This is a genomic window from Enterobacter sp. NFIX59 (assembly GCF_900113755.1).
GTDB lineage: Bacteria > Pseudomonadota > Gammaproteobacteria > Enterobacterales > Enterobacteriaceae > Enterobacter > Enterobacter pseudoroggenkampii.
Genome location: NZ_FOQN01000001.1, coordinates 606,317 through 626,654 on the forward strand (window position 1 = coordinate 606,317; position 20,338 = coordinate 626,654).

Below are 20,338 nucleotides of genomic sequence, written 5' to 3' on the forward strand. Positions count from 1 at the left end.
TTTCTCGACGTAGCGCGCATTTAATAACGCCATTCCCTTTATGGAGCGGCGTTATGTCAGACGAATTTTTTCTCTCCCTCCGCCACTGCCTGCATCATTTGTACGGCGTGGCGCGCACCCTTTCCTGGCTGCATTTTCTTCCCCTGGCCCTGCTTGCGCTGGCGATTTTTCCGCTGACCGGCTGCGGTGATAAACACGAAAATAAGCCCAACCCTGTGCGAACGGTACGCTACGTCGTCGTTGGCACCACTCAAACCCTTCCCGCGCTGGAAAGAACCGGTGAGATCCATGCCCACGATGAAACGACCCTGAGCTTTCGTACCGGGGGCCGGATGCTGACGCGTAGCGTCGATATTGGTGACAGGGTCACCGCCGGACAGCTGCTGGCCACGCTTGACAATACGACCGGGCAAAACCAGCTCGACGGCGCTGAGGCCGATTATGAAGGCGCCAAAGCCTCAGCGCAGGTCGCCGCGCTTAACGTCAGTCGCATGCAAAAGCTCATGCCAACGGGTGCGATAGCCCGCACGCAGCTCGACAGCGCCCGTGCGGACTGGCTTGTCGCCCGCGCGCGCTTAAAAAGCAGCGAGGCCGCGTGGCGAAATGCCCGCGAAAGCCTCGGCTGGACGCGCCTGAACGCGCCACAAGCGGGCGTCATTACGGCCGTGAACGCCTCTGCGGGACAGGTTGTCAGCGACGGTCAGTCCGTGCTGACGCTGGCAACCGGGGAAGTCCGCGACGTGGTGTTTGATATTGCCGCGCCCGATACGATCCCGCCTCTGGATAAGGCGGTTTTGCAGGTTTCCCTGCTCAGCGCACCGTCGGTACAGGCGTCTGCCCTACTGCGGGATATCACCCCGCAGGCCGATCCTCAGACCCGCACCTGGCGCGCCAGGGCCACCCTGCAAAACCCGCCGGCGGCCATGGCGCTGGGTGCCAGCGTTACCGTCACGTTGCCATCGTCAGCCCCGCACGGGTACACCCTTCCCGCGTCCGCGCTGACCCGAGCCGGCGACAAACCGGCGGTTTTTGTGATTACCCCGCAGTCGCGGGCGCAACTACGCGTGGTGGTGCCCGCCAGCTATACGGCCACCTCTGTCATGATTGCCTCCGGCCTTGAGCCCGGCGACAGGGTGATTACAGCGGGCGTGAGCACATTACGATCCGGCGAGCCGGTGATTGCCGAAGAGGTTCAGCCATGAACACAGGATCGGAAACCAAATTTAACCTCTCCGCCTGGGCGTTGAAGAACCAGCAGACGGTCAGCTTTTTCATGCTGCTGGTGATTGCGATGGGCGTGTTCTGCTATGAAAAGCTGCCGCGTAACGAAGATCCGGCATTCACCATTAAAACGGCCGTCGTCTCCGCGCAGTGGCCGGGAGCATCCGTGGCGAATACCACCCGACTGCTGACCGATACGCTTGAAAAAAAGCTGCAGGAAACGCCCTGGCTGGACTATCTCGAAAGTGAAACCCGGGCCGGACGCACCGTTATCCACGTCAACCTCCGTGACGATACGCCCCCGCAAAGCGTGCCCGATATCTGGTATCAGGTTCGCAAAAAAATGCAGGACATCGCGCCGTCCCTGCCCGAAGGGGTGCAGGGTCCTGCCGTGGATGACGAGTTTGACGACACGTTCGGCACAATTTACGCCTTTATTCCCGATGGTTTCACCCTGCGGGAGGTGCGGGTTCGCGCAGAGACAATACGGCGCGAGCTGATGTCCCTGCCGGATATGGGTAAAACCACCCTGCTGGGCGAACAGCAGGAGCAGTGGGTTCTCGCCTTTTCTCCGGCGCGCCTGGCCGGTATGGGGCTGGATATTCAGGCGGTCGCCGACGCCCTCCGGGCGCAAAACGCCGTTGTCCCGGCAGGAACGATGCGTACCGGGCAGGAGAACATGGCGATAAAGGTCAGCGGTGCGCTCACGACCGAAGAGAGTTTACGCGCCGTCACGCTGCACGTTAACAATCGCTATATCCCGCTAACCGACATTGCCACCGTCACCCGGGAAATCGCCGAGCCACCGGCCCCGGCCTACCGGGTGAACGGCAAACCGGCTATCGGGCTGGCGGTCTCGATGGCGCCAACGGGCAATATGCTGCGTTTCGGTGCTGCGCTGAACGCAAAAATGGCGACCCTCAGCGCCGGGCTGCCGCACGGTATCGAGATGGTGAAAGTCGCCGATCAGTCAGCGGTGGTGAGTGATGCGGTAAGCGGGTTTATCCGGGTGCTTATCGAAGCCGTTGTTATCGTGCTGGCGGTCTCATTTGTCTCGCTGGGTTTACGGGCCGGACTGGTGGTGGCGACGGCCATCCCGCTGGTGCTCGCCATGACGTTTGCCGGCATGATGCTCGCAGGCATCGGCCTTCAGCGTATCTCGCTCGGGGCGCTGATCATTGCCCTGGGCCTGCTGGTGGATGACGCCATGATCGCCGTCGAAACGATGGTCTCCCGGCTGGAAGCCGGGGATTCCCGTCGGCATGCGGCCACCCATGCATTCAAAACGACGGCCTTCCCGATGCTCACCGGTACCCTGGTGATGATTGCTGGCTTTATTCCCGTTGGTTTTGCGGCCTCCAGCGCCGGTGAATACTGCTTTTCCCTGTTTGCGGTGGTGCTCATCGCCCTGCTCTGTTCCTGGGCTGTCGCGATCCTGTTTTCGCCGTTGACGGGTACGTGGCTGCTGCCGGAAAAAGTCAGACATCACGCGGCGGGACCGGGAAGGATCGCGCGCGGGTACGGACGGCTTTTACGCCTGGCGCTCCGCCACCGGCTCTCCACCGTGCTGATTGCGCTTGCCGCGCTGGGGTTGTCAGCGTACGGCACGACGTTTATGCAGGGCGAGTTTTTCCCCGCCTCGGACCGGCCTGAGCTGCTGGTCAGCCTGACGCTTCCGGCCAACGCGTCGCAGGCGGAAGCGTTAAGAGAGGTGGAAAAGCTGGAAAAGGCGTTGGTCGGCAACGGCAACATCGATCGCTACTCGACCTACGTCGGGTCGGGCGCCATCCGTTTTTACCTGCCGATGGACGTGCTGCTGGAAAATGAGAATATCGCCCAGATGGTTGTGGTGGCTAAAGACCTTGAGGCGCGGGATCGTCTGCATGCGCAGCTGAACAGGCTCCTGGCGACACAATTTAGCGACATCATCACGCGCGTGTCGCCCCTTGAGCTGGGGCCCCCCGTCGGCTGGCCTATCAAATACCGGGTGAGCGGGCCTGATTATCTGCAGGTCCGGGCGTTTGCGAATCGTCTCACGGACGCGATTGGGCAGTCCCCGTTCTCACGCGACGTTAACCAGACGGCCGGAGAGCCGGAGAGGGTCATCACCCTTAAGGTGAATCAGACGGCGGCCAGGGCGGCGGGAATATCGTCAGAAAATCTCGCCCGCACGCTGAATACCGTCTGGTCCGGCAGCGTTGTCACGTCCATCAGAGATAATGACCGCCTTGTCGACGTGGTGCTCAGGGCCGAGGACAGCGCGCGCCAGAGCACCGCCACCCTCTCCTCACTCACGATTCAGGGGAATGACGGTAAAAAAATTCCGCTCAGCGCCGTCGCGACGCCGGTCTGGGGCGTGGACGATCCGGTTATCTGGCGTCGCCAGCGCGTGCCCTTTATCACGGTGCAAACGGATCTTGCCCCGGGGCTGAAGGCTGAAGCGGTATCCGCGGCGCTGCGTCCGGCGGTCGATAAACTGCGCGCGAACCTGCCGGCAGGTTACAGCATTGAAGAAGGCGGCGCGGTTGCCGAATCGGATAAGGGGAACAGCTCCGTCTTTACCGTTCTTCCGGTAACGCTGGTCATCATGCTGTTGCTGCTGATGCTTCAGCTGCGGCGATATTCCCGGATGCTGCTGGCCCTCCTGATGGCCCCGTTTGGTTTACCGGGGATCGTGCTGGCTATGCTGCCCGGCGGAACGCCGATGGGGTTTGTCGCGCTGCTGGGCGTTATCGCCCTGGCGGGGATGATCGTGCGGAACGCGGTGATATTGATTAGCGAGGTTGACAGCAATCTTGCTCAGGGGATGACAAACGATGCCGCGATTATGGCGGCTGCGGAACACCGGGCCAGACCCATCTGTCTGACCGCCTGTGCCGCCATTCTGGGCATGATCCCCATTTCTCACCAGGTCTTCTGGGGTCCAATGGCCTATGCCATCATCGGCGGGCTGCTGGTTGCGACGCTGGTGACGCTGACCGTGTTACCCGCGTCGTTTAGCCTGCTGTTACAGTGGGGCGCTCAGCGCAAAGCCACAGAAGATGAACTGCGCTGAGGCTCCACCGTTTCCCGGCTGATTACGCGGCGGTCAACGCAAAACGGTCTTTCAGGACATGGCGGATTTCATCCTCCGCCAGCTGCCGCGCTTCAGTGCCGTTCGCCGTGATGGTTTTCAGCATATCGCCCAGTAAAATCTGACGTCCTTCCGGGCTGTGCTGCACCACCACCCGCTTCTGCACAAAGATCGCATCCGGGTGCGTGGAGTTAAGGTAGTTGGCCGGGACGAAATCAATCCATTCCTGAGGCGTGAGATCAAAGCCGTATTGCCTGGCCCACTCTCCCTCCACCTTCGCCTCAAGCAGATATTCGCCCTCCGCACTGCGGCTTAGCCGAAACGTGTCGAAATCCTGCGTGATATCCACATCAAGCGTGTCCAGCGCCATCGGCGCACGAATGCCGTAGCTGCCGAACCCGAGGTCGCAAAGCCACTGTCGGCTCTCCACCTCGGCAATCAACGCCATATGGGTTTTCGGCCGCCGCGCGGGGTAGAACATCGGACGCGCCGCCACGAAACGGTAAGGAATACCGAGTGCCTCCAGCGCCATGGCGAAAAGCCCGTTCACCTCATAGCAGTAGCCGCCGCGCCCTTTCTTTAACACCTTATCGGCAATGTCGTCTGGTGCCAGCGAGACAATTTTACCCGCCTGCACGTCCAGATTTTCAAAGGGAACGGAAAAGAGCTGATGACGCATCAGCGCATGCAGGGTGGACGTGTCGGCCGCCGCCGGTCCGGTGTAGTTTATGCGTTTGAAATACGAGGAAATGTCGAAATTATCGCTGTGCATAATGCCTCCTTGTCCTGAACATGCCGGACACTATAGATGGCGCGCATCATTGGCTGTATAGTCAGTTTTATCGAAAATTAGCCTGAACAGATACCCATGTCTGCCCCGTCCCAGTCGTCCCCACACTATCGCCGAATTGCCGAGATGCTGCGCCTCACGCTGACGTCTGGCGCGCTGCGCACCGGTGACAGGATGATCTCCGCGCGTAAACTGGCCGAGCGCGAGCACGTTAGCCTTCCGACGGCGCTGGAGGCCCTTCGCTGCCTCGAGGCTGAAGGGCTGATCGTTGCGCGCCCGCGTTCAGGTTACTACATCCGCCAGACCAGCCTGTCACCGCGCGTGGAGCCCGCGCGCTCCTCACCCGGTCCGGTCCCCGTCACCCTATCCGCCGTGGCCCGGTCGCTGTTCAGCAGTGCAGAAGCCCGGCTGATCCCGCTGGGCGCCGCCCTGCCCGATCCCGCGTGGCTGCCAGGAGACGCGCTGCAGCGGGCGTTGCACTCCGCGGGCCGTCGTCTGGACGCGCATGGACAGAGCTACAGCCTGCCCCCGGGAAGAGCAGACCTACGAAGTAAGATTGCCGCGCGCTCTGCGCAATGGGGAGCCCGGTTCAGCGCGGACGATCTCATTATCACCTCGGGCGCGACGCAGGCGCTGCGCCTGGCACTTCGGGCCGTGTGTCAGCCAGGTGATGTGGTGGCAATTGAGCAGCCCGCCTACTTTGGCACGCTCCTGCTGCTGGAGGATTTAGGCCTGAAGGCCTTAGCGATCCCCACCGACCCTGTGGAAGGCCTGCTGCTGGAACCGCTGGCTGACGCCATTCGCTGCCATCGCCCCGCTGCCGTCCTGGCCTCACCCACCGTGCAAAACCCGTTGGGTGCCAGCATGCCCGTCGCACGCAAGCAGGAACTGGTTGCCCTGCTTGAAGAGGCAGAAATTCCGTTGATTGAGGACGATGTTTACGGAGATCTGGTCGGTGAGGGGCAACGTCCTCCGGCCTGCAAGGCGTTCGACCAGAGCGGGAATGTGATTTACTGCAGCTCCCTGTCTAAAACGCTTGCGCCGGGGTGGCGAATCGGCTGGATTGCCGCCGGACGCTATTACACGCAGGTCTTGCAGGCCCGCATGGCCGGAGACTGGGCAGGTGCACCGCTGCTGGAAGCCGCGACGAGCGAGATGCTGGCAAGCGGCGACTACGACCGTCACCTGCGGCGGCTAAAGCGGCGGATCGCAGAGGGAATAGCCGCCGTCGTGGCGCAGGTCGGGGCGAGCTTTCCGCCTGGTACCCGCGTAAACGTGCCCGCAGCCGGCTTTTTGTTGTGGGTAGAACTGCCTCAGCAGATCAACGCCCTGGAGGTGCATCGTCGCGCGCTGGCGCTGGGTATTGGCGTCAGCCCCGGCCCCCTGTTTTCTCCTGGCGCAGAACTCACGCACTTTCTGCGGCTAAACTGCGCAAACGAACCGACGCCCCGCCTGCTCAATGCCGTAGGGCAGATTGGGGCCCTATGCCATGAACTGGCCGTTTTCACACCAGACTCTCCAGCCACTCGGTAAATACCCGCACTTTGCGGGAGAGGTGACGGTGTGGGTAGAGCAGTGACAGCTTGCGGTCCGGCGAGCGATAGGCTGGCAGGACCTCAACCAGCAGGCCGCGGTCAATGTAAGGCTGGAGAAAGAGATTCATCCCCTGCATTAACCCCAGCCCGGCCAGGCCTGCCGCGATGTAGGCCTCGGAGTTATCCACCACAAGCTTACCGGGTAAAGTCATCTCCGCGACGCCTTCTGGCGTGGTAAACGTCCACGGATGAATATGTCTGCTGCTGGTATTAATCCAGTTGATGGCCTGATGTTTGCGTAAATCATCCGGCGTTTCTGGCGTACCGTGTTTTGCCAGCCAGGCCGGGCTGGCGCAGGTCGTGATTTTGATGTTCCCGATTTTACGCGCGATATAATCGCCGTCGTCCAGCTCTCCCACCCGCAGCACGCAGTCCAGACCATCCCGCAGCATATCCCGACGGCGGTCAGAGCTGCTCAGAATGATGTCGATCTCAGGATGCTGACGATAAAAATCAGGCAGATTGGGTATCACCCGCAGCGTGGCAAAAGAGACCGGCATATCCACACGCAGCTGACCGTGTATTGCCCGGTCCGTACCAAACGACTCCAGTAATTCGTCCGCCTGCGCCAGCAGGGGTTTACTCTGGCGATAGAACGCCTCCCCATCCGGCGTCAGGCTAATCCGACGCGTTGTGCGCTGCAGGAGCCGCGTGCCGCTGTGTTGCTCCAGAAGCTGTAACGCTTTGGTGACTGCAGGGCGATGGACCTGCAGATTCTCCGCCGCCTGGGTAAGACTACCTGACTCGACAATTTCAATAAAAATTCGAATAGATTCAAAGAGATTTATTTGCATAAAGGATTTCAAACCGCGAACGGGATATTGTTATTGATTTTATAACAGTGATGAATCTTTTGGGCTATTTTTCCTAACAATATTGCACCCTACACTCTCCTCCATTCAAACGTAAGGGAGAGTCTGCTATGAAAAATAACCGTATCTGTCAGATCCTGGGTATCGAAAAGCCTGTTATTCAGGGGCCGTTATCCTGGCTTACCGATGCCCGTTTAGTTGCCGCGGTCAGCAATGCCGGCGGGCTCGGCGTGCTGGGACCCAATGCAGGCTTAACCGCCGACACCGCGGTCTCCACGCCGGAAGCGACAGCCGAAAAAATGCGCGAAGAAATTCGTAAAACCAAACGGCTGACCGAAAAACCGTTTGGCGTGAACCTGATCCCCACCGCCGTTAATGACGTCTGGACTGGACCAATTCTTAAGGTGGTAAAAGAGGAAGGCGTCAGGGCCGTGGTATATACAGGCTATGGGGAAGGCAGCATTATTCCCTCGCTGTTCAGTGAGTTAAAAGAGGCAGGGATCGCTATTATCTACCGCGACATCAATCCCACGCCGGAAAACACCCGTCTCGCAGAAGATCTGGGGGCAGACATTATCGTCGCCACCGGTTTTGATGAAGGCGGAACGTTACCCGCAACGGCGCTTGGCACCTTTTCCATCGTGCCGCTGATTGCCGATGCCGTGAAGCACATCCCGGTGATGGCCGCGGGCGGTATTACCGATAATCGCACCGCCAGAGCGGCGCATGCGTTAGGTGCGGAAGGCGTGTTTGCCGGATCGGTCTTTATCAGTACCGAAGAAAGCCGCGTGCCGCAGGGGGTCAAAGAGAAAATTGTTGCCGCCAACGGCCTGGACTTACTCCTTTTTCGCACCGTGCCCCATTACTACCGCGCGCTTCCCGGCAAGCTGGCGGAAAAACTGGCATCGATGGATAAAGCAGGCGCAAGCAACGACGCGCTGGGCAAGGCGATGGGAGGATTACGGGGCCTGCGTCTGGGCATGCTGGAAAATAACACCGATGAAGGCTATATCGCGCTCGGCACGGGGATTGGGAACATCCGCAGCGTGAAAAGCGTGGCCGAGATCGTCAATCTGTTAGCGGTTGAGTAAGCCCTCGGCGTCCTGACGGTTATCAGGACGCCATCTGTTCTCAGGGAATAATCCGCGCGGCTCTCAGCTGCGCAAACAGGCGGAAAAACATCTCATCGGTCGCCTGCATTTGCGTAAAGCCCGCCCTGCGCAGCTTGCTCCCGTCACCGAACATGTCGTAATCCCAGCTAAAGACAAAATCGGCAAACCGCCCGTCGCTTAGCTGCAAAATATCCGCTTCCACCAGCCGCTCTTCGGCAAGCTCGCGCCATACGCCGCGATAGTCGTTAAACAGCTGATGAAATGACAACCTCACCGGCGGCGCAGAGTCCAGTTCAAACCAGCGTACGATGCGCGGCCACAGCTCGCTCCAGCGCCAGATATCGCCATTGTTTACGTTGAAGGCCTGATTCTGTGCCGCAGGTGACGTGGCGGCCCACAGCGTTGTCTCGGCCAGCAGCCCGGCGTCGGTATGGTCAACAATGCTGTGCCAGGTCTGTTCTGAACCGGGAAAACGCAGCGGTAAACCCAGCGCCTTACACAGGGAGGCGTACAGAGCGATGCTCAGCGCAAGGTTCATGGCATTGCCCGGCACCGCACTCCCCACCACGCCCGGCCTGATGGCATTCCAGTGCCAGCCTTTCCCCCGCTGAAACTGGCTGAGCCACGTGAGCTGCGCGGCGTTAAATTCGGCACCCGCTACGCCGGGATCGCTTTCCCGCGCCGGGGTTTTAAACGGCCCCAGATGCGCACCGTAGACTTTGTAGCCCTGCATCAGGCTTACCGTCTGCAGCGGTGCCGCTGTTTCGAGGGTGCTGACCAGGTTACGCAGCATGGTGACGTTCGGCTCAACCATGTCTGCCCAGTTCGCCGCGTTCGCCCAGGCGCTGTAAAAGATGTGGGTGACTCCGTTCAGGGCGTGCAGCGCCCGTGCAGTGTCCTGCGCATCCAGTAAATCGACGTTCACCACGGGGATGCCGTCAGGATGAGACGCGGCATGGCGGCTAAGGCCGATCACCTCCCACTGATGGTGCAGGAGCGTATTGACCAGCTGTCTGCCGACAATGCCGCTGGCGCCCGCGACCAGGGCGACGTTGTGTTGCTGCATCTTATTCATGATGTTTCTCCGGAAAGGGTGACAGACGCAGTGTGATATATTATTTTTTCTGGAGATATCCCATGAAACTGATGGCACTTATAAGCAGAATCATTAAATGAATAACAAGCTCAATGCCATTTCTACCTTTCTGCGCGTCGCTGAAGCGGGCTCGTTTTCAGCGGCCGCCCGTCAGACCGGTATTAAGCAGTCCGCCGTCAGTCAACAGATCGCGGCGCTTGAGGAATCACTGGGTGTGGTACTGCTGCACCGTACGACGCGTAAGATGAAGCTGACCGAACAGGGTGAACGTTACCGGCGTGATATGCAGCTTGTGCTGGACGCCATGGGGGAAGCGGAGAGGCGTTTACATCCTGTCGATCATAGCGTTCAGGGGCGCGTCCATGTCCAGTTACCGAGCGGCCTGGGGCAGATTTTTTTGCCGCATCTGCTGGCGCTGCAGCGTCTGCATCCCGAGCTGCAGCTGATGCTTTCCCTGGATGACCGCCTTGCCGATCTGGTGACGGAGGGCGTGGATGTCGCGATACGGCTGAGCAGTGAGCCCCCGCAGGCGCATGCGGCGCGCGTGCTGGGGCGTATTGAAACCAGGCTGTTTGCCGCCCCCGGCTTTCAGGCGGTACGCGCCGTCAGCGAGCTGGCGACGCTGCCACACGTGCGGTTCAGCGGCATTCCGCTGGGTGCGCCCCTGCGCCTGATGTCTGACGAGGAGACGGTCGAGGTCAACGTGAATACTGTTTTCCGTGCCAACACCAGCGACGCGCTGCTGCAGGCGCTTGAGTCCGGCATTGGTATCGGCGGCATGCAGCAGCCGCTCGTGACACGCGCGCTGCAAACCGGCACGCTGGTACCGGTGCTGCCCGACTGGCGGTTACCCGATCGCTTCCTCTATGCCGTCTATCCTGACGCCCGCTTTATTCCGCAGCGCGTCAGAAAGGTCGTCAGCGTGATTGAGCATTTACTGCCTGAAATAATAAAGAAAAACTGATTGTTTCCGCCGTAAATGACGTGCATTTTTTAATCGCAAAGAATAGAGTGTTTTTACCGTATTCCCTCTTTCTGGAGCACGTATGCCGGATTACCGTTTTTTCCAAAAAGGCCCGAACCTCATTGCGATTGAGAGCGCAAACACCGATGCGGCCGCTCAGCTCATCGCTCAGGGGTTTGAAAAACAGTTTGAGGAGATCGGCGCTGCGGATGAAAAAGAGGCACTTACCCGCCTTGCGGATATCCGTAAAAATAATGAGATCGATCGCCATAACTTCCTGTCCGGAGCGGGCGAAATGCCGCTGATCGGCGTGCTGGCGGCTGCGGCAACCTGGTTGATGCAAAAGAAATAACGCAACCATCCTCTACCTCGCCACCGGCAAATCGGCGTACCGCGTCGTATAGGCCGGTGACAACATCTCACGCTTCATCGCCCACGGTTTCTCAATCCCCTGCCCGGCGAACCATATCTTCCCTTTGCCGGAGTGATTTACGCTGTCGATCATCTCCATCAGCGCCGCGCTGTTGGCGCGCAGACGATTATCGTCAAACAAATTAAGCTGGGCGACGCCGCTGCTGAAAAAGTCCGCCAGCATGACCCCGGCCTTCATATAGCGATACCCGTCGAGCCATATCCGCCCCAGCCCCTCCGTGGCGGCGCGGATGATATCGCGCGAGTCATTGGTGGGCGTCATCAGGGTGACAGAAGCCTGATTGCCGTAATAAATTTCGTTGTCAGCGTGCGGGCTGGTGCGCACAAACACGCTGATAAAACGACAGTATTGATGCTCGCCGCGCAGTTTCTCTGCGGCGCGCTCCGCGTAGGCGCAAATCGCCTGATGCATCTCTTCGTATTGGGTAATGCGGTGTCCAAACGAACGGCTACAGATGATTTGCTGCTTCGTGGGGGTGTACTCTTCCAGGTCAAGGCAGGGCTCGCCGCGAAGCTCGCGCGCAGTGCGTTCCAGTACCACGTTGAAATGTTTGCGAATGACCCACGAGGAGGCCTCCGCCAGCTCCAGCGCCGTGGTAATCCCCATTGCGTTCAGTTTTTTCGTGATGCGCCGCCCTACCCCCCACACCTCCTCTACCGGCACCTTTGCCAGCAGTTTACGCTGCCGCTCCCGGCCTGAGAGATCGACCACGCCGCCGGTGCCAGCCCATCGCTTCGCCGCATAGTTGGCCAGCTTCGCCAGCGTTTTTGTCGGGGCAATACCGACGCCAACGGTTAAGCCCGTATTTTTATAGACCTGCGTGCGCATCTGGTGTCCGAACGCTTCCAGTGCAAGGCAGTTACCGATCCCTGAAACGTTCACGAACGCCTCGTCGATCGAGTAAATTTCTATGGCCGGAGCGAGATCCGTCAGCGTCTGCATCACCCGACTGCTGAGATCGGCATACAACGCATAGTTCGAACTAAAGACGTAAACCCGCGACGGATAGCCCTTCTCTTTGAATTTAAAATAGGGCTCCCCCATTTTTATGCCGAACTGCTTTGCCTCCGGCGACAGTGAAATAATGCAGCCGTCGTTATTGGACACCACCACGATGGGCTTCCCCTGCAGATCGGGGCGAAATACCTTCTCGCAGGAGGCATAGAAGCTATTCACATCAACCAGCGCGAACATGTTTATGCGTTTTAAGCGTGTGGGTGACGACGCCGAAGATCTGCAGCTCCTCTTCGGACTGAAAGGTAATCGGCTGATAGCGGGCATTATGCGGCAGAAGTCTCAGAACCGGGCGGGTCTGTAGCTCTTTCACCGTAAACTCACCGGCGACCGACGCCACGACGATGTCCCCATGTTCGGCATTTAACGAACGATCGACCACCAGCAGATCGCCGTCACCGATCCCCGCGCCAATCATGGAGTCTCCACTCACCTTGATAAAATAGGTCGCACTGGGGTGTCTCACTGCCAGCCGGTTAAGATCGAGACGATCTTCCACATAGTCCTGCGCCGGACTGGGGAAGCCACAGGCTACACGCTCTGCAAACAACGGTAATTCAATAGATTGGTTTGGATGATAAGAAAAGAGAGTGTCCATAATGCCTTTCTCGCCAGGTACTGTATATAAATACAGTATTACGGATTATGGCCAGGGATCAAGGTCATTTCCGGAGGCGAACCCAAACGCGTTGAAGTGTCAGAAGATTTAAAACGCGCAAAGCCCGGAAGCGCCCTTCCGGCTTTGCGCCTGTGACGATCAGTCCATCAGCGTATTCAATGTTTCCAGTGCGTCAGGCGGCAGCTGCAGTTCCCCCGCCGCGAGGTTTTGCCGCAGATGCGCCACGGAAGAGGTGCCCGGGATCAGCAGGATATTTGGGGAACGCTGCAGCAGCCATGCCAGCGCAACCTGCATTGGCGTTGCGCCCAGCGAGTCGGCGACAGCCTGCAGCCCGGAAGATTGCAGTGGCGTAAAGCCGCCCAGCGGGAAGAACGGTACATACGCAATCCCCTGCTGCGCCAGCAGATCCACCAGCGCGTCGTCACCCCGGTTCACAATGTTGTACATGTTCTGCACGCACACCACCGGCACCAGCTTCCGGGCTTCCGCGACCTGGGTGGCCGTGACGTTGCTCAGGCCAATATGACGCACCAGCCCCTGCTGCTGTAATTCGGCCAGGGTGGAAAGCGGTTCAGCAATCGATCCTTCCGCCGGCCCGTGTGCGCTAAACATGATCCGCAGATTCACCACGTCCAGCACGTCCAGCTGCAGATTACGCAGGTTGTCATGCACCGCCTGCGTCAGTTCCTGCGCGGAAAAGGCCGGCAGCCAGGCGCCTTTGTCATCGCGACGGGCGCCGATCTTGGTGACAAGCGTCAGATCGTCCCGGTACGGGTGAAGCGCCTCGCGGATCAGCTGGTTAGTGACATGAGGGCCGTAAAAATCACTGGTATCAATGTGGTTCACCCCCGCCGCCACCGCTTCGCGCAGCACGTCCAGCGCGGCCTGCTTATCCTTCGGCGGCCCAAAGACGCCAGGCCCGGCCAGCTGCATCGCACCGTAGCCCAGCCGTTTCACCGTCCGCGTCCCGAGCGCGTACGTCCCGCTTTTATCAATGCTGCTCATGTTGACCTTCCTCATAAAAATGATCCGGATTTACAACAGGTTCCCTCAGGGAGCCCTTAGTTAAGCGCGAGTTAAATTAAAGTTTAAATTCTATACGACGATAGTATTGGTGTACCTCTGCATCCTTTCTAACGGACGACCGCTATGCTGAAAAATCTGCACGTGATTACCGGTATTATCTTTGCCCTCACCATATTCTGTCTGCTGCAAGTTGTCACGGGAGGGTTGTTCTACTCTGCCGTCAGTAACGATCGCCATAACTTCCAGAATTCCGGCGTGCTCAATGCCCAGCAGGAAAGCCTGAGCGACAGCGTGAACACGCTGGTGAAAACGCGCGTCACCGTCACCCGCGTGGCGATCCGCTATCTGAAAAACCAGCGTGACCCGGCTTCCCTGGCGGCGATCAATAAGCTGCTTGGCACCGCAGGCGACTCGCTGGCAAAAGCCGAAGCCTATAACAAAGAATGGCAGAAACTGCCGCAGGTTAAGGGCCAGGAGGCGGCATTGACCGACGAGATGCAGAAATCCTGGAACCAGATGCACGAAGTGATGCGCTTATCGATTGAGTATCTGCGTGCCGACAACTATCAGGCCTATGGGGATCTGGACGCGCAGCAGGCGCAGGACGACATGGAAGCGGTCTATAACCGCTGGCGCGCCGAAAACAACACCCTGCTGAAGGCCGCAACCGAAGAGAACCAGAGCAGCTTCACGCAGATGCAGTGGACCCTGGCGGCAATTCTGCTGGCAGTTATCGCGGTTCTGGTGGTCATCTGGCAGGGTTTACAGCACCTGCTTTTAAAACCACTCCACTCCATTATGAACCATATTCGCGCCATTGCAGGGGGCGACCTGACGCAGGATATCGCAATATCTGGCCGCAACGAGATGGGTCAGTTGGCCGCTGGCCTGCATGAGATGCAGCAGTCGCTGGTGACCACCGTCAGCGCCGTGCGCGGAAGCACCGATTCCATCTACACCGGCGCAGGCGAAATTGCCGCAGGAAGCAACGATCTGTCCGCCCGCACCGAGCAGCAGGCCGCCTCGCTGGAAGAGACTGCCGCCAGCATGGAAGAGCTGACCGCGACGGTTAAACAGAACTCCGATAACGCCCGTCAGGCCACGCTGCTGGCGAAAAACGCCTCTGAAACGGCCGCGCGCGGCGGTCACGTCGTGGATAACGTGGTTCGCACCATGAACGAAATCGCCGACAGTTCGCAGCAAATTGCGCATATTACCAGCGTGATCGACAGCATCGCGTTCCAGACGAACATTCTGGCGCTTAACGCCGCGGTGGAAGCCGCACGCGCCGGGGAACAGGGGCGTGGCTTTGCGGTTGTCGCGGGCGAGGTCCGTACGCTGGCGAGCCGCAGCGCGCAGGCGGCGAAAGAGATCAAAGGGCTTATCGAGAACTCCGTCAGCCGGGTGAATACCGGTTCTGAGCAGGTGAGCGAGGCCGGCACCACCATGAAGGAAATTGTCGCTGCCGTCACCCGCGTGACCGATATCATGGGCGAGATTTCCTCTGCCTCTGACGAGCAGAGCCGCGGTATTGAGCAGGTGAGCCTGGCCGTTTCGCAGATGGACAGCGTGACGCAGCAAAACGCCGCGCTGGTGCAGGAGTCCGCCACGGCGGCTGCGGCACTGGAAGATCAGTCCGAGCAGCTGCGCCAGGCGGTAGCGGCGTTTCGTCTGAACGGCAAAGAAAAAGCGGTCGCTCCACGCCCGGCCAATCTGAAAACGCCACAGCTGCTGCGCCCGGCAACGACAACCCCCTCCACCGACAGCAACTGGGAAACGTTCTGAGTCTCAGGCGGGCGAGAATATCGCCCGCTAGCGGCTGCGCTTGGCGTGCCGCTCCCAGTTTTCCTGTTTTGCTTCATCGGATTTTCGCAGCGAGACATAGCATGCCCCGCTGCCGCCGTGATGCGGCAGCGCCACGCAGAAGGCCTGCACTTCCTCGAACTCGGTCAACCAGCGCGCCAGGTAGCTGCGCACCACATTCGGATGCGAGTTCTGCTCCCGCCCTTTCCCGTGAATAATAATCAGGTTACGTAACCCGTCACGTCTGGCCTGGCAGATAAAAGAAAACAGCATCTGACGGCAGCGTTCGGCAGGCTGACGCAGGAGGTTTAAGCTGGCCTGGCGGGCATATTTACCCGAGCGCAGCTTATCGATAACGCCCTGCTGCACCCCTTCGCGCTGGAACGCCAGCGGTTCTTCCAGGGGAAGAAGGTCAAGAAAATCGAGCGTCAGGAAGTTATCCAGCTGTTCATTATCCACCTCCTCGCGCACCCGGGTATTGCGGCTGGGCTGCCAGTGAATATCCGGGCCACGCTTCAGCGGCTGGACATCTTCCATGGCGTCAAGAAAAAAGGATTTGTCGTCAGGGTTCATGGATATCCTCCGGCTACAGCTGAGGACGGTACTATACCTGCGCCCGAGACAGGCCTCAATCACCGTTACAGGCCGTCGTGCGCAACAAATATTAACCTGATGAATATATATAGTATTTATAAAATAAACTTAAATATGACTTAACTAAAATTTCAGCAAAGATGAAATAAGTGATTTGTGTTAAATTTTCGTAAAATCAAACACTCAATATCCTTTCATTTTGCGGGAAAGGTGTTATACCTAAATATACCTGCTTCATGGATATAATACTCAGGATTGGCGAAAGGACGCACTGCTGTGTGTACTGGAGGGTCTGTCAGATGTCGGACAGACCCTGTTTTTTATGGTCGGCTTTTCACGCCACGACTATTTTCCTCGCTTCCCTTCTGAACTGTGTAATTAATGATTCGGCAAGGGGCGTCTGACGTGAATCACGGCGCTGAATTAAATAATATGCTGCTTTTGGAAGCGACTCGACAACCGGCAGCATGACCAGGCGGTGCGCCAGCAGCGGGTCACACCCTAGCTCCTGCGGCAATATGCTTAGAAAATCACTTTGCGCAACCAGGCTAATACAGGAGGAAAAGGTTTCACAGACCACACCAATTCGCGGTATTTGCGAGCGATCGCTAAATACCTCTTCTAATTGCTTGTAATAGCTTCCCCGCGGCGTCGGCATTGTCCAGTTATAATGCAGAAGTTCATTAATCGACGTTGCTCCCGTCGCCGGATGCCCTTCCCGACAAAATACCGCAAACGGTTTTTCGAAGAGTTTTTCAAACGTAAATTCCTGGTCGTAAGGCCCCTGATAATAGGTATTGATGGTGAAATCCAGTTCGCCCTGGCGTAATTCATTGATCATCGATACCAGCTGCCCTTCCATAATCCGCACCTTGACCTGCGGATGCTGCGCGTGAAAGCGGGTAATGACGGCGGGCATCAGGCTGCGTGAAACGCTGGCCCCCATCCCGATGTTGATCTGCCCGGCCAGCTCCCCCTGCCGCTGACGAATGTCATCCTGCGCCGCGCGCAGCTCTTCCAGGATCAACCTGGCGCGCTGGTAAAAACCCTCACCGCATTCGGTCAACGCGACGCCCTTACTCCTGCGCACGAAAAGCTGCGCCGCCATGCCCTCCTCCAGCTCTTTGATGGATTTGGTCAGCGCCGGCTGGGAAAGATTCAGCGTTCTGCTGGCACCGCGAATGCTGCCCTGACGCGCGACTTCAACAAACGCCCGGATTTGATGAAATTTAATCTGGAATGTCATAGCCCGACCGATAACCGTTGTTTATCAGAGTAAAGAAACTGTCATCTACTTTAATGGAAAGGGATGTGCGAGGGTAATTCCTGAACGGTTAAAACTGTGAAAAATCGGTTAGTGATAAGTAAAAACTATCACATCGTGAAGCAGTTCACATATTTTAATGATGACAGGAACAGATATGGACACACTGGCACAGTACATCCAGACGTTAACCCCGCAGCTGAGCGCGTGGCGTCGTGATTTTCACCATTTCGCGGAATCCGGCTGGGTAGAGTTTCGTACCGCCGCGAAAGTCGCGGAAATCCTGGACTCGCTGGGTTACGAACTGGCGATGGGTCGCGACGTGGTCGATGCCGAAAGCCGGATGGGGCTGCCCGATACCGCTACCCTGGCGCATGAGTTTGCCCGCGCGCGGGCGCAGGGCGCGCCTGAGAAATGGCTGGCGCCGTTTGAAGGCGGCTTTACCGGCATTGTGGCGACCCTCAATACCGGCCGCCCTGGCCCAACCCTGGCGTTTCGCGTCGACATGGACGCCCTTGATTTAAGCGAAGCGCTCGACGACAGCCATCGTCCGTTCCGCGACGGGTTTGCCTCCTGCAACGCGGGAATGATGCACGCCTGCGCGCACGACGGCCACACCACCATTGGTCTGGGGCTGGCGCAGGTGCTTAAGCAGAATGAAGCCCGGCTGAACGGCACCATCAAGCTGATCTTCCAGCCCGCCGAAGAAGGTACGCGCGGCGCGCGCGCCATGGTTGCCGCCGGGGCGCTGGACGACGTGGACTATTTCACGGCTATCCATATTGGTACTGGCGTGCCTGCCGGAACGGTGATCTGCGGCAGCGATAACTTTATGGCCACCACCAAGTTCGACGTGAGCTTCACCGGCGTGGCCGCACACGCGGGCGGTAAGCCGGAGGACGGTCGTAACGCCCTGCTCGCCGCCGCGCAGGCCGCCCTCGCCCTGCACAGCATCGCCCCGCACAGCGAAGGTGCCTCCCGGGTAAACGTCGGCGTGATGCAGGCGGGCAGCGGACGCAACGTGGTGCCCGCGAATGCGCTGATTAAGGTTGAAACCCGCGGTGAAAGCGAAGCGATTAATCAGTATGTCTTTGAACGCGCGCAGGCGGTGATTACCGGCGCGGCGGCGCTCTACGGCGTGAGCGCCGAGGTGCGCCTGATGGGGGCAGCCACCTCCAGCGCACCGACGCCGGCCTGGGTGGATTATCTGCGCGAGCAGGCGAGTCAGGTTTCCGGGGTTGTTCACGCCATCAATAAGGTGAAGGCGCCAGCAGGCTCCGAAGACGCCACGCTGATGATGGCCCGCGTGCAGCAGAACGGCGGTATGGCGTCCTATATGGTGTTTGGCACGGAGTTGAGCGCCGGACATCACAACGAAAAATTCGACTTCGATGAGCAGGTCATGCCTGTCGCCATCGAAACGCTGGCGCGAACTGCGCTCAATTTCCCGTGGACGCGAGGTGTGTAATGCAGGAGAACTACGCTTTTATTGCCGATGCGATCGACACGCGATGTCGGACGTTAACCGATATTGCCGACGCGATTTGGGATCGTCCCGAGACCCGCTTTGAAGAGTTCTGGTCCGCCGAACGGCTGGCCAGCGAGCTGGAAGCAGAAGGCTTCACGCTGATCCGCGAGGCAGGCGGCATCCCCAACGCGTTTATCGCCAGCTTCGGCAGCGGGAAACCGGTTATCGCCCTGCTGGGCGAGTACGACGCGCTGGCCGGGTTAAGCCAGCAGGCACACTGCGCGACCGCGCAGACTGCCACGCCGGGAGCCAACGGCCATGGCTGCGGGCATAACCTCTTAGGCACCGCGGCGCTTGCGGGCGCAGTGGCGGTGAAAAGCTGGCTGGAGCAGCACGGCGGCAGCGGAACGGTGCGTTTTTACGGCTGTCCCGGCGAAGAAGGCGGCTCCGGGAAAACCTTTATGGTGCGCGAAGGGCTGTTTGATGACGTCGATGCCGCCGTCACCTGGCACCCGGAAGCCTTTGCCGGGATGTTTAACGTCAGCACGCTGGCGAATATTCAGGCCGCCTGGCGTTTTCACGGCGTGGCGGCACATGCGGCCAACTCCCCTCATCTGGGACGCAGCGCGCTGGACGCCGTGACGCTGATGACCACCGGCACCAACTTCCTTAACGAACACATTATCGAGAAAGCACGCGTCCATTACGCCATTACCGATACCGGCGGGATTTCGCCCAACGTGGTGCAGGCGCAGGCCGAGGTGCTATACCTGATCCGCGCCCCGGAGATGGCGGATGCGCAGCAGATCTACGAGCGCATCGAGAAAATCGCCCAGGGCGCGGCGCTGATGACCGAAACCACCGTCGAATGCCGCTTTGATAAAGCCTGCTCCAGCTATCTGCCGAACCGCACGCTTGAGGCGGCGATGTATCGCGCCCTGCAGCACTACGGCACGCCGGAGTGGACCGACGAGGAGCGCGAGTTTGCCCGCAAGATCCGCGCCACGCTGACGCCGAACGATCTGCAAAACAGCCTGAAAAATATTGCCGCCACGGGTGGCGAAGCGGGTAAAGCCTTTGCCCGTCGTCATCAGGCGACGCTGCTGGTGGATGAAGTCGCGCCCTACGCTATTACCGACAACGTGCTGGCGGGCTCAACGGACGTGGGCGACGTCAGCTGGAAAATGCCGGTCGCCCAGTGCTTCAGCCCCTGCTTTACCGTCGGCACGCCGCTGCACACCTGGCAGCTGGTGTCCCAGGGGCGTACTTCCATTGCTCACAAAGGCATGCTGCTGGCCGGAAAAGTGATGGGTGCGACCGCGCTCAATCTGCTGCTGGACGCAGCGCTGCTGAACAAATGCCGTGAAGAGTTCGAACAACAATTACAAGAAAAACCGTACGCGTGTCCGATCCCACAGGGCGTGACACCGTCACCTTTAAAATAAAAAAACACA

At 59.0% G+C, this 20,338-nt stretch carries 17 protein-coding genes; 9 read left to right on the forward strand and 8 right to left on the reverse strand.

The window, feature by feature from the left end; genetic code table 11:
* Nucleotides 1-53: 53 nt before the first annotated feature.
* Together BM007_RS02875 and BM007_RS02880 are read left to right on the forward strand one after the other, a co-directional pair.
* A complete protein-coding gene (locus BM007_RS02875; protein ID WP_048991178.1) occupies nucleotides 54-1,202 on the forward strand; it encodes an efflux RND transporter periplasmic adaptor subunit in 1,149 nt (382 codons plus the stop codon).
* On the forward strand, nucleotides 1,199-4,276 hold the full coding sequence (locus BM007_RS02880; RefSeq protein WP_090417208.1) for an efflux RND transporter permease subunit: 3,078 nt from the start codon (nucleotides 1,199-1,201) through the stop codon (nucleotides 4,274-4,276). The genes BM007_RS02875 and BM007_RS02880 overlap by 4 nt, the downstream gene beginning before the upstream one ends.
* 22 nt (nucleotides 4,277-4,298) lie before the next feature.
* Here BM007_RS02880 and BM007_RS02885 read toward each other — a convergent pair whose 3' ends face one another.
* Nucleotides 4,299-5,066 carry an arylamine N-acetyltransferase family protein gene (locus tag BM007_RS02885; protein WP_048991182.1) on the reverse strand — a complete coding sequence of 256 codons (768 nt, stop codon included), beginning with the start codon at nucleotides 5,064-5,066 and terminating at the stop codon, nucleotides 4,299-4,301.
* Between the two features lie 96 nt (nucleotides 5,067-5,162).
* Here BM007_RS02885 and BM007_RS02890 point away from each other — a divergent pair, with 96 nt between their 5' ends.
* On the forward strand, nucleotides 5,163-6,617 hold the full coding sequence (locus BM007_RS02890; protein WP_090417211.1) for an aminotransferase-like domain-containing protein: 1,455 nt from the start codon (nucleotides 5,163-5,165) through the stop codon (nucleotides 6,615-6,617).
* Here BM007_RS02890 and BM007_RS02895 read toward each other — a convergent pair.
* Nucleotides 6,589-7,473 carry a LysR family transcriptional regulator gene (locus tag BM007_RS02895; RefSeq protein ID WP_048991185.1) on the reverse strand — a complete coding sequence of 295 codons (885 nt, stop codon included), beginning with the start codon at nucleotides 7,471-7,473 and terminating at the stop codon, nucleotides 6,589-6,591. The genes BM007_RS02890 and BM007_RS02895 overlap by 29 nt on opposite strands.
* 128 nt (nucleotides 7,474-7,601) lie before the next feature.
* Between BM007_RS02895 and BM007_RS02900 the strand changes: the two genes are divergently transcribed.
* Nucleotides 7,602-8,582, forward strand: coding sequence for an NAD(P)H-dependent flavin oxidoreductase (locus BM007_RS02900; RefSeq protein WP_048991186.1), 981 nt, complete (start codon nucleotides 7,602-7,604; stop codon nucleotides 8,580-8,582).
* Nucleotides 8,583-8,622: 40 nt separating this feature from the next.
* Here the strand turns inward: BM007_RS02900 and BM007_RS02905 are convergent, their stop codons facing one another.
* Nucleotides 8,623-9,678 (reverse strand): SDR family oxidoreductase, encoded by a 1,056-nt coding sequence (locus tag BM007_RS02905; protein WP_090417213.1) that lies wholly within the window; start codon nucleotides 9,676-9,678, stop codon nucleotides 8,623-8,625.
* 97 nt (nucleotides 9,679-9,775) lie between these two features.
* Here BM007_RS02905 and BM007_RS02910 point away from each other — a divergent pair, with 97 nt between their 5' ends.
* Nucleotides 9,776-10,663 (forward strand): LysR family transcriptional regulator, encoded by an 888-nt coding sequence (locus BM007_RS02910; RefSeq protein WP_048991190.1) that lies wholly within the window; start codon nucleotides 9,776-9,778, stop codon nucleotides 10,661-10,663.
* 82 nt (nucleotides 10,664-10,745) lie between these two features.
* Nucleotides 10,746-11,015 carry a hypothetical protein gene (locus tag BM007_RS02915; RefSeq protein WP_032651072.1) on the forward strand — a complete coding sequence of 90 codons (270 nt, stop codon included), beginning with the start codon at nucleotides 10,746-10,748 and terminating at the stop codon, nucleotides 11,013-11,015.
* Between the two features lie 12 nt (nucleotides 11,016-11,027).
* On the opposite strand, the gene umuC is transcribed toward BM007_RS02915, so the two are convergent.
* The 3 genes from umuC to BM007_RS02930 all read right to left on the reverse strand — a co-directional run bounded on the left by umuC (nucleotide 11,028) and on the right by BM007_RS02930 (nucleotide 13,734).
* The gene (umuC, locus tag BM007_RS02920; protein ID WP_048991191.1) at nucleotides 11,028-12,290 is read right to left on the reverse strand and encodes a translesion error-prone DNA polymerase V subunit UmuC; all 1,263 of its coding nucleotides are present in this window, start codon (nucleotides 12,288-12,290) and stop codon (nucleotides 11,028-11,030) included.
* A complete protein-coding gene (umuD, locus tag BM007_RS02925; RefSeq protein ID WP_024909162.1) occupies nucleotides 12,274-12,708 on the reverse strand; it encodes a translesion error-prone DNA polymerase V autoproteolytic subunit in 435 nt (144 codons plus the stop codon). The genes umuC and umuD overlap by 17 nt, the downstream gene beginning before the upstream one ends.
* 159 nt (nucleotides 12,709-12,867) lie before the next feature.
* The gene (locus BM007_RS02930) at nucleotides 12,868-13,734 is read right to left on the reverse strand and encodes an aldo/keto reductase family oxidoreductase (protein WP_048991192.1); all 867 of its coding nucleotides are present in this window, start codon (nucleotides 13,732-13,734) and stop codon (nucleotides 12,868-12,870) included.
* A 144-nt stretch (nucleotides 13,735-13,878) separates the two neighbouring features.
* Here BM007_RS02930 and BM007_RS02935 point away from each other — a divergent pair, with 144 nt between their 5' ends.
* Nucleotides 13,879-15,540, forward strand: a complete 1,662-nt coding sequence (locus tag BM007_RS02935; RefSeq protein WP_090417214.1) for a methyl-accepting chemotaxis citrate transducer — start codon at nucleotides 13,879-13,881, stop codon at nucleotides 15,538-15,540.
* Between the two features lie 27 nt (nucleotides 15,541-15,567).
* Here BM007_RS02935 and smrA read toward each other — a convergent pair whose 3' ends face one another.
* A complete protein-coding gene (gene smrA / locus BM007_RS02940) occupies nucleotides 15,568-16,131 on the reverse strand; it encodes a DNA endonuclease SmrA (RefSeq protein ID WP_048991196.1) in 564 nt (187 codons plus the stop codon).
* Nucleotides 16,132-16,486: 355 nt separating this feature from the next.
* Nucleotides 16,487-17,398: a LysR family transcriptional regulator gene (locus BM007_RS02945; RefSeq protein ID WP_048991198.1), complete on the reverse strand. Its 912-nt coding sequence runs from the start codon at nucleotides 17,396-17,398 to the stop codon at nucleotides 16,487-16,489.
* A 175-nt stretch (nucleotides 17,399-17,573) separates the two neighbouring features.
* Between BM007_RS02945 and BM007_RS02950 the strand changes: the two genes are divergently transcribed.
* Nucleotides 17,574-18,884, forward strand: coding sequence for a M20 family metallo-hydrolase (locus tag BM007_RS02950; RefSeq protein ID WP_048991201.1), 1,311 nt, complete (start codon nucleotides 17,574-17,576; stop codon nucleotides 18,882-18,884).
* Complete coding sequence (locus BM007_RS02955) at nucleotides 18,884-20,329, forward strand: M20 family metallopeptidase (protein WP_061715394.1); 1,446 nt, start codon at nucleotides 18,884-18,886, stop codon at nucleotides 20,327-20,329. The genes BM007_RS02950 and BM007_RS02955 overlap by 1 nt, the downstream gene beginning before the upstream one ends.
* Nucleotides 20,330-20,338: the final 9 nt, after the last annotated feature.